General features: G+C 63.3%; 17 protein-coding genes. 9 read left to right on the forward strand and 8 right to left on the reverse strand.

Going from position 1 to position 12,200, the window contains the following annotated elements; translation table 11 throughout:
• Positions 1–23 precede the first annotated feature (23 nt).
• Genes pip through cysS form a run of 5 tightly spaced genes read right to left on the reverse strand, consistent with a single transcriptional unit; the run spans position 24 to position 3,876 of the window.
• Positions 24–986: a prolyl aminopeptidase gene (pip, locus tag CO676_RS04220; protein ID WP_097519743.1), complete on the reverse strand. Its 963-nt coding sequence runs from the start codon at positions 984–986 to the stop codon at positions 24–26.
• A complete protein-coding gene (locus tag CO676_RS04225; protein ID WP_014761619.1) occupies positions 983–1,483 on the reverse strand; it encodes a GFA family protein in 501 nt (166 codons plus the stop codon). Before CO676_RS04225 ends, pip begins: the two co-directional genes overlap by 4 nt.
• Positions 1,480–1,959: a GFA family protein gene (locus CO676_RS04230; RefSeq protein WP_014761618.1), complete on the reverse strand. Its 480-nt coding sequence runs from the start codon at positions 1,957–1,959 to the stop codon at positions 1,480–1,482. The genes CO676_RS04225 and CO676_RS04230 overlap by 4 nt, the downstream gene beginning before the upstream one ends.
• Positions 1,952–2,437 carry a GFA family protein gene (locus tag CO676_RS04235; protein ID WP_041413901.1) on the reverse strand — a complete coding sequence of 162 codons (486 nt, stop codon included), beginning with the start codon at positions 2,435–2,437 and terminating at the stop codon, positions 1,952–1,954. Before CO676_RS04235 ends, CO676_RS04230 begins: the two co-directional genes overlap by 8 nt.
• 38 nt (positions 2,438–2,475) lie before the next feature.
• On the reverse strand, positions 2,476–3,876 hold the full coding sequence (gene cysS / locus CO676_RS04240; RefSeq protein WP_097519744.1) for a cysteine--tRNA ligase: 1,401 nt from the start codon (positions 3,874–3,876) through the stop codon (positions 2,476–2,478).
• Positions 3,877–4,290: 414 nt separating this feature from the next.
• Here cysS and CO676_RS04250 point away from each other — a divergent pair, with 414 nt between their 5' ends.
• Positions 4,291–4,473: a hypothetical protein gene (locus CO676_RS04250; protein WP_097519745.1), complete on the forward strand. Its 183-nt coding sequence runs from the start codon at positions 4,291–4,293 to the stop codon at positions 4,471–4,473.
• On the opposite strand, the gene CO676_RS04255 is transcribed toward CO676_RS04250, so the two are convergent.
• Positions 4,470–5,240 carry an SOS response-associated peptidase gene (locus tag CO676_RS04255; RefSeq protein ID WP_097519746.1) on the reverse strand — a complete coding sequence of 257 codons (771 nt, stop codon included), beginning with the start codon at positions 5,238–5,240 and terminating at the stop codon, positions 4,470–4,472. The genes CO676_RS04250 and CO676_RS04255 overlap by 4 nt on opposite strands.
• A 60-nt stretch (positions 5,241–5,300) precedes the next feature.
• On the opposite strand from CO676_RS04255, the gene CO676_RS04260 reads away from it, so the two are divergent.
• The 8 genes from CO676_RS04260 to CO676_RS04295 all read left to right on the forward strand — a co-directional run bounded on the left by CO676_RS04260 (position 5,301) and on the right by CO676_RS04295 (position 10,534).
• Positions 5,301–5,768, forward strand: a complete 468-nt coding sequence (locus CO676_RS04260) for an NUDIX hydrolase (protein ID WP_097519937.1) — start codon at positions 5,301–5,303, stop codon at positions 5,766–5,768.
• Positions 5,768–6,208 carry a TIGR02301 family protein gene (locus tag CO676_RS04265; protein ID WP_041413899.1) on the forward strand — a complete coding sequence of 147 codons (441 nt, stop codon included), beginning with the start codon at positions 5,768–5,770 and terminating at the stop codon, positions 6,206–6,208. The genes CO676_RS04260 and CO676_RS04265 overlap by 1 nt, the downstream gene beginning before the upstream one ends.
• 159 nt (positions 6,209–6,367) lie before the next feature.
• Complete coding sequence (locus tag CO676_RS04270) at positions 6,368–6,637, forward strand: hypothetical protein (protein WP_018239227.1); 270 nt, start codon at positions 6,368–6,370, stop codon at positions 6,635–6,637.
• 14 nt (positions 6,638–6,651) lie between these two features.
• Positions 6,652–7,398, forward strand: coding sequence for a hypothetical protein (locus tag CO676_RS04275; RefSeq protein WP_097519747.1), 747 nt, complete (start codon positions 6,652–6,654; stop codon positions 7,396–7,398).
• A gap of 168 nt (positions 7,399–7,566) precedes the next feature.
• Entirely contained in the window at positions 7,567–8,418 is an 852-nt protein-coding gene (locus CO676_RS04280) for a folate-binding protein YgfZ (protein WP_097519748.1), read from the forward strand.
• A complete protein-coding gene (locus tag CO676_RS04285; RefSeq protein WP_097519749.1) occupies positions 8,415–9,023 on the forward strand; it encodes an HD family hydrolase in 609 nt (202 codons plus the stop codon). Before CO676_RS04280 ends, CO676_RS04285 begins: the two co-directional genes overlap by 4 nt.
• A 1-nt stretch (position 9,024) precedes the next feature.
• Positions 9,025–9,564 (forward strand): tyrosine phosphatase family protein, encoded by a 540-nt coding sequence (locus CO676_RS04290; RefSeq protein WP_097519750.1) that lies wholly within the window; start codon positions 9,025–9,027, stop codon positions 9,562–9,564.
• Positions 9,554–10,534 carry an NAD regulator gene (locus tag CO676_RS04295; RefSeq protein ID WP_097519751.1) on the forward strand — a complete coding sequence of 327 codons (981 nt, stop codon included), beginning with the start codon at positions 9,554–9,556 and terminating at the stop codon, positions 10,532–10,534. Before CO676_RS04290 ends, CO676_RS04295 begins: the two co-directional genes overlap by 11 nt.
• A gap of 93 nt (positions 10,535–10,627) precedes the next feature.
• Here the strand turns inward: CO676_RS04295 and CO676_RS04300 are convergent, their stop codons facing one another.
• Positions 10,628–11,146, reverse strand: a complete 519-nt coding sequence (locus CO676_RS04300; protein ID WP_097519938.1) for a superoxide dismutase family protein — start codon at positions 11,144–11,146, stop codon at positions 10,628–10,630.
• A 116-nt stretch (positions 11,147–11,262) separates the two neighbouring features.
• On the reverse strand, positions 11,263–12,165 hold the full coding sequence (nadC, locus tag CO676_RS04305; RefSeq protein ID WP_097519752.1) for a carboxylating nicotinate-nucleotide diphosphorylase: 903 nt from the start codon (positions 12,163–12,165) through the stop codon (positions 11,263–11,265).
• Positions 12,166–12,200 lie beyond the last annotated feature (35 nt).

Consider the following 12,200-nt stretch of genomic DNA (forward strand, 5'->3'; position numbering starts at 1 on the left):
CAGTGCGGGTTCTGGCCATCCCGCTATTCGGCCTTGCCGGCGAATTTGTCGGTCGCGCGAATCAAGCGATCGAGAATGCCCGGCTCGGAATAGGCGTGCCCTGCCCCCTCGATTAAATGGAATTCGGCCTCGGGCCAGGCCTTGTGCAACTGCCAGGCATACTTGGCCGGACAGGGCATGTCGTAGCGGCCGTGCACGATGACGCCCGGAATGCCGTGCAGTTTGTGCGCATCGCGCAGCAATTGCCCCTCGCCCAGCCAACCGGCATTGACGAAAAAATGGTTCTCGATCCGCGCAAAGGCATCGGCAAACTCTTCTTCCTCGAAGCGGGTACTGGTCGCCGGCTCGGGCATAAGCGTTATCGTCTCGCCCTCCCAGATGCTCCAGGCCTTGGCCGCCGCAAGCCGCGTCGCACGGTCGTCGCTCGTCAAGCGGCGGTGATAGGCACGCATCATCTCATGGCGCTCTTCCGGCGGGATCGGGGCGACGAAGCGTTCCCACTTGTCGGGAAACATCTCCGAGACGCCGAACTGATAGTACCAGTCGAGCTCGGCCCTGGTGAGCATATAGACGCCGCGGACGACCAGTTCGGACACGCGCTCGGGATGCTTTTCGGCATAGGCAAGCGCCAGCGTCGAGCCCCAGGAGCCGCCGAAAACCAGCCATTTTTCAACGCCGGCGAGTTCACGCAGCCGCTCGATGTCGGCGACGAGATGCCAGGTCGTATTGGCCTCGATCCCGGCATGCGGGGTCGAATTGCCGCAGCCGCGCTGGTCGAACAGCGTCACATCGTACAGCGCCGGATCGAAGAGACGGCGATGGTTCGGCGAGATCGTGCCGCCCGGACCGCCGTGCAGGAACACGGCCGGCTTCGCCCCGGGCGTGCCGACCTTTTCCCAATAGATCACATGCCCATCGCCAACCGCGAGGTGACCCGAGGCATAGGGTTCAATTTCCGGATAGAGAGTTCTCGGTGCAGCACTCACGACAAGTTTTCCTCGGGTGGCCAGTGAACGGTATCGAAGTCGGGGTGTTGCCGGTTCGATTCAAGCACGCGCAGATGACGCTCGCCGGCCGCCGCGCTGCCATCGTCCGTGTCCCTTTCAAGAAGTCTTGGCAGGTGCGAAAACCAGATCATCCGCGACTCGACGCCGGACTGATAAATCGGTTGGACGTCATCGGGATCGTCGAGAGAACCGAGCGCGATGTTCAAGAAGCTGGCGTCGGGCATGTCGTAGAAGAGCGGCGTTCCGCAATTGCGGCAGAAGCCGCGCCGCACCAGATCCGAGGAACGGAACCAAGAAGGCTGGCCGCGTGTGATGCTGAAATCCTGGCGCGCGATATTGGCAAGCGGCAGAAAATAATTGCCGGCCGCCTTCTGGCACATGCGGCAGTGACAGATATGCGGATCGTCGAGCGTGCCCTCGGCACGGTAACGTACCTGACCGCATTGGCAGCCGCCCGTGAAGATGCGCCGGATCATGATGTCCACTGCCCTGCCGACGGCCACTGCTCCGTCTCGTGATCGGGATGCTGGAAGGAGATGATCCGCTCCTGGCGGGCATAGTAGTCCTGATCATCGTGGACCGGCTGATCGAAGATCGTTTCGACCCAAGGCAGGCGGGCCTGGTAATTGACCTGGATCTGCGGTGCGAGATCGGAGCGATCGTCGAAGGCGCCGATTGCGATTTCGAGACCGCCCGGATGGCGATAGGTCAGCGGGGTCCCGCATTTCGGGCAAAAGCCGCGATCGATATTGACCGAGGACTGGAAATAGCTCGGTTCGTCGCGCGTCCATTCGACCCCGTCCTTCGGTGCCGTCACCAAGGCCGAAAAGAACGACCCGAACTGCTTCTGGCACATCCGGCAATGGCAGATCGACGGGCGGCCGAGCGCGCCCCGAATGCGGAAACGGACCGAACCGCACTGACACCCTCCAGTTCGCACGGCGTCACTCATTGTCTCTCCTCCGGGGCCAGGTTTCGGTGTCATGATCGGGATGCTGATAGGAAACAAGATCGGCCAGGTAAGACGCCGCGTCGACGTCCGTCATCGTCTCCTCGCCGGGCAAGTTCGGCACGTGGTCGACATAGGGCAACTTCGCTTCCGTCCCCCACTGAATGGTCGGCGCAATGCCTTCAGGCCTGTCGAAAGCGGCAATCGCCAGCGCCATGCCGTCCGGCGCCTCGAAGGTGAGCGGTGTGCCGCAATCACCGCAGAAGCCGCGCCAAACCGCGTTGGAGGACTGGAACCGCTTGCGCTCGCCCCGTGTCCAGGCGACCTTCGCCTCGCGCACGGAAACGAGCGGCAGGTAAAAATTTCCGCTTGCCTTCTGGCACATGCGGCAATGGCAGACCGAGGCGTCGCCGAGCTTGCCCTCGATGCGGAAGCGGACCGCACCGCATTGGCATCCGCCGGTATGGATATCGTCAGCCATATCTTCCTCCTCGTCCGCAGGCGCCGCCGCGGCAATCGTCAGGTCTGTGACCGTTTCACTTCCCAGGTGGTGACCCGTTCGCCTGTTTCCGGATCCTTGCCGTCCTTGAGCTGGATGCCCCGGTCCAGGAGATCGGCGCGGATGCTGTCGGCTTCGGCATAGTTCCTCGCTTTCAGGAGTTCGAGGCGGGCACGCACGCGACCATCGATCTCCTGGACAACCGCTTCGTCGAGTTCGATCTCCTTCGGCAGCACGCCGATCAGCGCGGCGCTTGCGGCGAAGGCGCCGAGATACTGCGCATCCACCGACGCCTTCTGCGCCAAGGCGTGCAGTGCCTGGATCGCCGCGACGGTGTTGAGATCGTCCGCAAGCGCAGCCACGATGGCGGCGTCCGGCTCGCCCGTCGCCTCGCCGGGCACCGGCCATCTGGAGAGCAAGTGCTCGGCTTCCTCCAGCCGCTTGATCGAAAAATCGATCGGCTCGCGATAATGCGTCATCAGCATCGCCAGCCTCAGCACCTCGCCCGGCCATTTGCGGCGACCGAACTTCTCCGTGTGCAGGAGCTCGTAGATGGTGACGAAATTGCCTTCCGACTTCGACATCTTGCGGCCTTCGACCTGCAGGAAGCCGTTGTGCATCCAGACATTCGCCATGACATCCGTGCCGTGCGCGCAGCGCGACTGGGCGATCTCGTTCTCGTGATGCGGGAAGATCAGGTCGAGCCCGCCGCCATGGATGTCGAAGACTTCGCCGAGATAGCGGCCGCTCATCGCCGAGCATTCGATATGCCAGCCGGGCCGGCCGCGTCCCCATGGACTGTCCCAGCCGGGCTCATGCTCCTGCGAAAGCTTCCAAAGCACGAAATCGCCGGGATTTTTCTTATGCGCCTCGACCGCGACTCGCGCACCGGCCTGCTGCTCGTCCAGATTGCGTTTCGAGAGCTGACCGTAGTCCGCCATCGACCTCGTGTCGAAGAGCACTTCGCCCTCGGATTCATAGGCATGGCCCCTGGCTATGAGCTTCTCGATGATCTCGACCATCTCGGGGATGCTCTCGGTGGCGCGCGGCTGTACCGTCGGATCCAGGCAGCCGAGCACCGCGGCATCGTCGAGGAACTGCGTCTCGGTCTTCTCGGTGACGCGGCGGATCGCCTCGTTCAGCGGCAGGCCGGGGTAGTCGCGCAGCGCTCGCGCATTGATCTTGTCGTCGACGTCCGTGATGTTGCGCGCATAGGTGACATGGCTTTCGCCGAAGACATGGCGAAGCAGCCGGAAAAGCACGTCGAAGACGATGATTGGCCGGGCGTTGCCGATATGGGCATAGTCGTAGACGGTCGGGCCGCAGACATACATGCGGACGTTTTCAGGGTCGATCGGCCGGAAATCGGCCTTTTCCCGCGTCAGCGTGTTGTACAGCTTCAAAGTCGGTACTCCGCCCATCCCAACAATCTCCAAGTCGCATGCAACCGTAACACTATACGCCCGGGGCGGCCCGCACGTTTGTCATCTTGGATTTCGGGAGACGAAAACGGCCAGGCCAGCGGATCGCTAGCGAATAATCTTCCGGCAAATAATGCAGATAACCGTTTTCATGGCGATCCTTATCGCGCGTCGCATGGCGTCGGTCAAGAGGTCAGCCGCATGCAAGCAAAGGTGGGCGTGAACGCCAGAACCCGGCCATGGATTTGTCATGATTTGACTTGACGGGATCGCCGGCCGGGAAACGTGATTCGGGCTGCGGTTCGTGCTGCATCGGATCCCGTGTTTCCCGCGGAACAAGGAGAAACGCCGTTTTCGGGCACAAAAGCGAAGACGAAGCGTTTCCGATCTAGGGAAGCATCAAGGAGACTGCAAATGAAACCCGCCAAGACGCCCGGCTCCACAACGTCCGGCTCCAAGCCAGCAGCAGCCGATCTCGTGGCGAAATATCGGCCGGTTGGCCTCAAGGCCGTGCTTGCCGCTGCACTACAGGCGAAAGCCAAGCCTGCCGCCAAGAAACTCGCCAAGCGTCCGACGACAGGGCGGAGCTCGCTCTAAAAGAGGGTCAACTGTCCGTTGTCTTTCTCACGGTCCTCGGCGGGAGTTCTTTTCGCCGATGCGACGGGTGTCACTTCGTCCTGAAGGTCGGGGCCGGCATTCGCGACCTTGTTGACCCTATCGGATACGGGTATCGCCTCGAAGAAATCCTCAGGCGCCGGAACCAGGAGGTCGGCGATGGCGCGCGGTTCCTGCGTCCTGCAGTCCAGCCAGCGGGAAAATTCCTCCGGCGGGATCACCACGGGCATGCGATCATGGATGCGTCGGATCACCTTGTTCGCGCCGGTGGTCAGAATGGCGGCAGTGTCGACCTCCGATCCGTCGGCCGACGACCAGGTCTCCATAAGACCGGCGAAAGCAACGATGCCGCCCTTCTTCGGTCGAACCCAATAGGCCTGCGAGGCATCAGGGCTGCCGTTCGGCGGACGATGCCACTCGTAGAAGCCGGATGCCGGCACCAGAATGCGGCGGTGACGCATCGCGGCGCGGAAGGCGGCCTTCTCCGTCGCGGTCTCGGCGCGGGCATTGATGAGCAGCGGAAAGCTGCGCGGATCCTTCACCCAGCCCGGGGTGAAGCCCCAGCGGACGAGCATGGCCTTGCGATCAGGCAGGTTGCTGCCCGGCTCCGGCCGCTCGGAAGCAACGATGATGAGGATCGGCTGCGTCGGCGCGATATTGAACCTCGCCGGAAAGTCTTCCACCTTCAGCAGGCCAAACAGCTCCAACAGTTCTTCGGGGCTCGCCGTCAGCGCAAAACGTCCGCACATGGCATGGATGTGGCACTTCACGTAGGATGGGTCAACGACCATATGAATCTAGAACAGCAAATGACACGCCAGCCCCAACTTGCCTCCTCCGCCATTATCGAGCGGAATGGACGCTACCTGCTCGTCCGCCGGGCCAACCCGCCATCGGCCGACATGTATGCCTTTCCGGGCGGCCGCGCGGAGCCCGGCGAAACACCTCCGGAAACGGCCTTGCGCGAACTCGCCGAAGAGACCGGCATCTGCGGCCGCGATCCGGTGCTTTTCGAGACTTATGACCTTATCCCGAGCCAATCGGAGAGCCGGCATTTCCTGCTCTCCGTCTTCACGGTGGAGGCGGATGCGGATTGCGAGGCCATCGCTTCGGACGACGCGGCAGATGCCGGCTGGTTCACGCCGGAGGAGATCTTCGCCCTGCCCATTCCGGAGAGCGTCCGACATTGTGTGGAAAAACTGACCCGCATTCGGCCGTCGATCCGCCCGAGCCGCGACGCCCTTGCAAGCGGAGCCGATTCGGATTTGATGGACTGATGACCGTAGCGCCACTCCTATTCCGACTTCTCCTGACCGGCAACATGCTCGCGATCGCAGCAGGGGCTGCCGCGCAGGAGGCCTCCCCCGCCCCTCAGGAGCCGCAGGCCGCGCCGCCTGCCGTCGAAGACAAACCGCCTCCCTATGAGCCGCGCCTTGTCCGCCTGGCCGAAATCCTCGGGTCGGTTCACTATCTGCGCAATCTCTGCCTCGGCAAGCCTGAAGACGCCTGGCGCCGCTCGATGCAGGACCTGATCGACAAGGAGACCGCCGACGAGCCGAAGCGGCGCGAGCGCATGACGGCCGCGTTCAACCGCGGGTATAGAACCTTCGCCGCGGTCTATACGAGCTGCACGGAGCCCGCGACGATCGCCGAAGAGCGATACCGTGCCGAAGGTGCAACACTCGCCTCCGAAATCGTCGCGCGCTTTGGAAATTAGGGATAAATTAACCTCTTTTTCCGCCCGCCCGTGTCGTTTCGGGAAAAGGCTGCTAAAGTCCGTTAAGAGAGTGGTAAGAAGTGACCGGCCCGTCTGTCCGTTCAGTTGCGGTTCAGCAGAGAGGCGCTAGGTTGGCCAAGTGCACGTGATGGAAGCCGCATGGAACGAATGATGGAACCAAGCCTGACCGACATCGACGACATGATCGTTCATGAGAAAATGCAGGCGGCTCTGGAACACCAGAACGAAGCCTGGGCGGACGGCATGGCGGATGGGATCGAGCCGGAGATCATTGCCGACGCGGCAATTGCGTTGGCCATGCGCGAAACCATTCGGCTGCATGGCGAAGATGGCGCCGAGGCCATGCTGAATTCGCTTCGTGAGCGCATGCTCGCCGGAGAATTCTCGCCACAGCGCTCAATCCAATAGCATCAGGACTGCCCATGACCCGGAACCTTGCAGGCCGTGCCAGAGCGGTGCGCCTCGTCATGTTGTTGCTGGCGGGCGCCGTTCTCTATGTCCCAATGGCGGCTCCGGCGGCATTCGCATTGAGCGAATTGAAGGGCGCGCCTCCTCCCGCTCCCGCCGATAGTGCAGAGAACGCGACGCCGGCGGCGGCACCCGAGACCGAGTCGGAGGAGCCGCTCGAAATTCCGATGCCCGATCCGCTTGTCGACAAGTCCGCGACCGAGGCCAAGGATGCCGCGCCAGAAGTGGTCCAACCGGTCGAGGTTCTGACAGACGTCTCGAAAATTCCGGCGCAAGTCGCCCGCATGCGCGAACTGATCGTCGAGGCGGCCGCCTCCGGCGACATCGAGCGGCTTCGTCCGCTGCTTGGCAAGGGTCCGACCCAGACCCAGGTAAGCGGCAGCGGCGGCGATGAAGACCCGATCGCAATTCTCAAAGGGTTGTCCGGCGACCAGGATGGCGTCGAAATCCTTGCAATCCTGCTCGATGTTCTTTCGACCGGCTTCGTCCATGCCGACAAGGGCACGCCGGAGGAGGCCTATGTCTGGCCCTATTTCGCCGAGAAGCCGTTGTCTTCCTTGACCCCTCCGGAGAAGGTCGACCTCTTCCGGCTGGTGACCGCCGGCGATTTCGCTGGCATGGAAGAATTGGGCAACTACAATTTCTACCGCGTTGGCATCGCGCCCGACGGCCAGTGGAAATTCTTCGTCGCCGGCGATTGATCGCACGCTTGTCCTTCACCGGCGAAAATCCTACCTCTTCGACTACAGCGCCGTGCGTCTTTTCAGACGCACAAAGGCCGCTGTAGCATCTTTGAATTACTGCATCTTTTTCCTTAAATCGAATACGATTTAAGGAAGCATGCAGCAGAGAGAACGGGATTCGAAACCATGCCCAAACTTTGCCTCGACGACCGCGCGATCATCAGCGTTTCCGGCACGGATGCCGGCACGCTGCTGCAGAGCCTGGTTACCACCGACATCGGCGCGCTGGCTGAGGACGAAGTGCGGCCAGGGGCGCTGCTGACGCCGCAGGGCAAGATATTTTTCGACTTCCTGATCTCCCGCGATGGAGAGGCGTTGCGGCTTGAAACGTCCCTCGATCAAGTCGAGGCGCTGTTGAAGCGACTGACCATGTACAAGCTGCGATCGGCGGTGGAGCTCTCCCTTCTCACGCCGGCGCCGGTCGCAGTCGTTTTCGGGGAGGAGGACCGGCCCGAGGGCAGCTATCGCGACCATCGGTTCGAGAGGGCCGGGCTGCCCGTATTCCGTCTTTATCACGCAATAGCGGACGCTGAGGCCAGCATCGCCGACTACGATCGTCTGCGGATTGCGGCCGGTATCGCCGTCGTGAACCGAGACTACGCGCTGCAGGACGCCTTTCCGCATGACGTGCTGATGGATCTGAACGGTGGTCTCTCCTTCCGCAAGGGCTGTTATGTCGGCCAGGAGGTCGTCTCGCGGATGCAGCACCGAGGCACGGCGCGGCGCCGTGTCGTGATTGTCTCCGGCGAGGCCCCGCTCCCGCCGACGGGCACGAGCCTTACCATCAACGGGCGTCCGATCGGCGCGCTCGGCACCGTCCAGGACAAGGCAGCCCTCGCGATCGTGCGCATCGACAAGGCGGGCGAAGCGATCGCCAAGAGCGACCCGATCCTCGCCGGCGACGTGCCGGTCACCTTGAAATTGCCCGGCTGGACGGGTCTTGCCTTTCCGGCCGAGGCGGACGAGGCGAGCGCATGATGAATGCGCGCGCGTGGCAGCGGATGCTTTCCGGTCGACGGCTCGATCTGCTCGACCCCTCGCCGCTCGACGTCGAGCTTTCGGATATCGCCCACGGCCTTGCCCGGGTTGCCCGCTGGAACGGCCAGACAGTTGGCGATCACGCCTTTTCCGTCGCCCAGCATAGCCTGTTGGTCGAAGATATCTTTCGCCGGACCAACCGTTGCAACGCGGGCGACTGCCTGATGGCGCTCCTTCACGATGCGCCCGAATATGTCATCGGCGACATGATTTCGCCGTTCAAGGCCGTGGTCGGCGGAGGTTACAAGGCGGTGGAGAAGCGGCTCGAAAGCGCCGTCCATCTGCGCTTCGGCTTGCCGCCCCATACCCCCAAGGAGCTCAAGGAGCGGATCAAGAAAGCCGACCGCGTCGCCGCCTATTTCGAAGCGACCGAACTTGCCGGCTTTTCACCGGAGGAGGCGCGCAAGTTCTTCGGCCAGCCGCGTGGCGTCACGCGCGAGACCCTGCTGATCGATCCCTTGCCGGCGGTCGATGCGCAGCGGCTTTTCGCCGCGCGTTTCACTTCGCTGGAAGCGGAGTGGACCAAAACGAGCCAGGAGGCCTGACATGGCAGGCATCGTCGTATCGCCGCTCGGCCGAATCGCAGAAATGGCCGTCCGCCACGGTTGCCGCGAGATGCTCAGCCTCGTGGCACGAGGACAGGATTTTCACCGACCGGGAGTGATCGACGCGACCAAGCACGTGACGATCGGCGTCAACGACATCAGCTTTGCCGGAACGGGGGATCTGATCGCGCCGCAGGAGGCGCATGTCGCGCAGATCATCGACTTCGCCCGCAAGTGGGACCGCTCGCGACCGCTCCTCGTCCATTGCTGGATGGGGATTTCCCGCTCGCCCGCCGCGGCACTGATCGCAGCTCTCGCCGTCGCGCCGGACCAGGACGACGAGGCGCTCGTAAAACGCTTGCGGCTCGCCTCGCCCTTCGCGACGCCGAACACACGCATCATCGAGATCGGCGACGAGGCGCTGTCGCGGCAAGGACGGCTCGTCGCCGCGGTGCGGGCAATCGGCCGCGGAGCGGACGCCGACGGCAATGCGCCCTTCCTCCTGCGTCTTCTCCAGGAAAATGAGCGCCATGCACCCTGAAGGAGTGCCGGTCACCGTCGAGATTGGCCTCAACGCGGTCATCGTTGCCGTCGTCAACCGCAGTCCGCGCATCCTCGCGGTCAGCGAAACGGACGGCGACATGCGCGACAGCCTGCCCTTCGGCCCCTTCGATCCAGCCCGCCACCGCACTTTCGAGGCCAGCCTGCGCGCCCGCGTCGAAAAACGAACGGCGCTGAAGCTCGGCTATATTGAGCAGCTCTACACCTTCGGCGATCGCGGACGCCAGCGCCTGCCGGGTGAAGAAGGCAAGCACATGGTCTCCGTCGGCTATCTGGCGCTGACGCGCACCGACGCCGAAAACAACGAGAGATTGGCGGAAGCCGGCGCCCATTGGCGGGACTGGCACGGCTATCTGCCTTGGGAAGATTGGCGGCACGGACGTCCTGCCGTGCTCGACCAGACGATCCTGCCTGCACTTGCCCGCTGGGAAGCCGGCCTTGCCGGCGACGAGAAATCCGCTGCGAGTGCGCAACGCCGATCGCGCGTGCGGCTGGCCTTCGGGCTCGACGATTTCCCCTGGGACGAGGAGCGCGTGCTGGAACGCTACGAACTGCTTTATGAAGCCGGGCTGGTGCGCGAAGCGGTGATCGACGGCCATGGCCGCGAATCCGACACGCCGGCGGCCGGGCTGGCTATGCGGCACGACCACCGCCGCATCGTCGCGACCGCCGTCGCCCGGCTGCGGGGCAAGATCAAATACCGGCCGGTGGTCTTCGAATTGATGCCGCCGGAATTCACCCTTACCGACCTTCAGGCAACGGTCGAGGCGATCTCCGGCCGCCATCTGCACAAGCAGAACTTCCGCCGGCTGGTCGAGGGCGCGGAACTCGTCGAGCCGACCGGAGGAACTCTTGCCTCCACCGGCGGGCGGCCGGCTGCGCTTTTCCGCTTTCGCCGACAGATTCTCGACGAGCGCCCTGCCCCGGGGCTCAAGGTCGGCGGACGATGATCCTAGGCGCGCCGCATTCACGAGGCGCGCTTTAGGTCCTTGTTTTTATGCATGGCTCTATCCCAAAACCGCTGCAGACTTTTGGGTGATGCACTATTTAATCACGGCGCAGGCGAGCCGGTCGCCGGCATCCCCTGCCGGCTGGCTGCGGTTGTCGTCCGAACGCGCATGGATAACCAGAGCACGTCCGCGAATGGCCGTTGCCTTGTCGTCGAGCGAGACGAAGCTGCTGAACAACTGGGCGCGCAAGACGCCGTCCGCACCCACATATTGATTGGGCATGTCGCCGGCATGCGGACCATGGGCAGCCAGGAAGCCGTGCTCCGCGCCTTCGTCTCCGCCGACAAAATGCTTGCCGGCAGATTCGAAGCCGCCCGCGACGTCGCAACGTCCCGTTTCATGAACATGGAAGGCCACCCACGTATCCTTGGGTAGGCCGCTGACCTCCATCTCGATCAGCACACCCTTGCCGCCGGACGTCAACGTGGCTCGTCCGGTGTCCGTGCCGTCCTTGCCGACGAATTCCGCCGTCGCTGTCTGCGATGACTGTTGTGCGAAGGCAGCGACCGCCAGTCCCGCGGTGGCGGCGAGCGCGATTATCACCCTGATCATCATCGTTCTCTTCCTCGCTGTCGGTTTGAGAAGCAACGCGCGGTTGCCGATCTCGTTCCCACGACAATTCCGGAGATGCGGCGCTGGGCGAGTTGAAACGGCCTGCTGGAGGAGCGTCAGATCGAAATATCGAGCCCGATGTCGAGCGTCGGCGCCGCCATGGTGATCTTCGACGTTGAGATGTAATCGACGCCGGACTCGGCGATCGCACGGATCGTCTCGATCTTGACATTTCCGGACGCCTCCAGCCGAGTGCGGCGCAGGTCACCCGCATAGGAGGCGGCGCTCAAGCTCCAATGTTCGGCATTGACGGCCACGGCCTCGTGCAACAGCTCCGGGCCCATATTGTCGAGCAGGATGACGTCGGGTGCGGCGGTCAGCGCTTCGCGCATCTGGGCGAGCCCGTCTACCTCGACCTCGACCTTGACCAGATGGCCGCAATAGGCGCGGGCCGCACGGATGGCGCCGGCAACGCCGCCGGAAACAGCGATATGGTTGTCCTTGATCAGCACCGCGTCGTCGAGGCCGTAGCGATGGTTGGAGCCGCCACCCAGCCGAACGGCGTATTTCTCGAGCGCGCGAAGGCCGGGAATGGTCTTGCGGGTGCAGCAGACCTTGGCCGCCGTGTGGCCGATTTCGTCGGCGAACTTCGCCGTGTAGCTGGAAATCCCCGAGAGGTGCATGAGGAAGTTGAGGGCGACGCGCTCGGCTGAAAGCACGCCCCGGGCCCGGCCGGAGATCCGCGCAACCGTGATTCCCGGTGCGACACGATCACCGTCGGCAACCAGTGCTTCGAAGCGGATCGAAGGATCGACGAGGCGGAAGGCGGTGCGCGCCAGCTCCAGGCCGGCAATGATACCCGCTTCGCGCGCGCTCATATTTGCGGTCGCCGTCATATCCGGTCCGATGGTCGCCAAAGTCGTAATGTCGCCGGCTCGGCCGAGGTCTTCCAGGAGCGCGGTTTTCACCTGCTCCTCGACCAGGAGGGCGGGCAGTTCCGGACGTAGGGCGACTGTCATGATCTTCTTTCCAATTTCCCAATTGACTCCGCGGC

Origin of the sequence: Sinorhizobium sp. BJ1, assembly GCF_002531555.1 — a bacterium.
GTDB classification, from domain to species: Bacteria; Pseudomonadota; Alphaproteobacteria; order Rhizobiales; family Rhizobiaceae; genus Sinorhizobium; species Sinorhizobium fredii_B.

Excerpts from the sequence above, each read along its gene's own strand:
- CO676_RS04295 (WP_097519751.1), top strand. The coding sequence starts at position 9,554 with ATGCACCCTGAAGGAGTGCCGGTCACCGTCGAGATTGGCCTCAACGCG.
- CO676_RS04235 (WP_041413901.1), bottom strand. The coding sequence starts at position 2,437 with ATGGCTGACGATATCCATACCGGCGGATGCCAATGCGGTGCGGTCCGC.
- nadC (WP_097519752.1), bottom strand. The coding sequence starts at position 12,165 with ATGACAGTCGCCCTACGTCCGGAACTGCCCGCCCTCCTGGTCGAGGAG.
- CO676_RS04270 (WP_018239227.1), top strand. The coding sequence starts at position 6,368 with ATGGAACGAATGATGGAACCAAGCCTGACCGACATCGACGACATGATC.
- CO676_RS04280 (WP_097519748.1), top strand. The coding sequence starts at position 7,567 with ATGCCCAAACTTTGCCTCGACGACCGCGCGATCATCAGCGTTTCCGGC.
- CO676_RS04290 (WP_097519750.1), top strand. The coding sequence starts at position 9,025 with ATGGCAGGCATCGTCGTATCGCCGCTCGGCCGAATCGCAGAAATGGCC.
- CO676_RS04275 (WP_097519747.1), top strand. The coding sequence starts at position 6,652 with ATGACCCGGAACCTTGCAGGCCGTGCCAGAGCGGTGCGCCTCGTCATG.
- CO676_RS04265 (WP_041413899.1), top strand. The coding sequence starts at position 5,768 with ATGACCGTAGCGCCACTCCTATTCCGACTTCTCCTGACCGGCAACATG.
- CO676_RS04250 (WP_097519745.1), top strand. The coding sequence starts at position 4,291 with ATGAAACCCGCCAAGACGCCCGGCTCCACAACGTCCGGCTCCAAGCCA.
- CO676_RS04260 (WP_097519937.1), top strand. The coding sequence starts at position 5,301 with ATGACACGCCAGCCCCAACTTGCCTCCTCCGCCATTATCGAGCGGAAT.
- CO676_RS04230 (WP_014761618.1), bottom strand. The coding sequence starts at position 1,959 with ATGAGTGACGCCGTGCGAACTGGAGGGTGTCAGTGCGGTTCGGTCCGT.
- CO676_RS04300 (WP_097519938.1), bottom strand. The coding sequence starts at position 11,146 with ATGATCAGGGTGATAATCGCGCTCGCCGCCACCGCGGGACTGGCGGTC.
- CO676_RS04285 (WP_097519749.1), top strand. The coding sequence starts at position 8,415 with ATGATGAATGCGCGCGCGTGGCAGCGGATGCTTTCCGGTCGACGGCTC.
- CO676_RS04255 (WP_097519746.1), bottom strand. The coding sequence starts at position 5,240 with ATGTGCGGACGTTTTGCGCTGACGGCGAGCCCCGAAGAACTGTTGGAG.
- cysS (WP_097519744.1), bottom strand. The coding sequence starts at position 3,876 with ATGGGCGGAGTACCGACTTTGAAGCTGTACAACACGCTGACGCGGGAA.
- CO676_RS04225 (WP_014761619.1), bottom strand. The coding sequence starts at position 1,483 with ATGATCCGGCGCATCTTCACGGGCGGCTGCCAATGCGGTCAGGTACGT.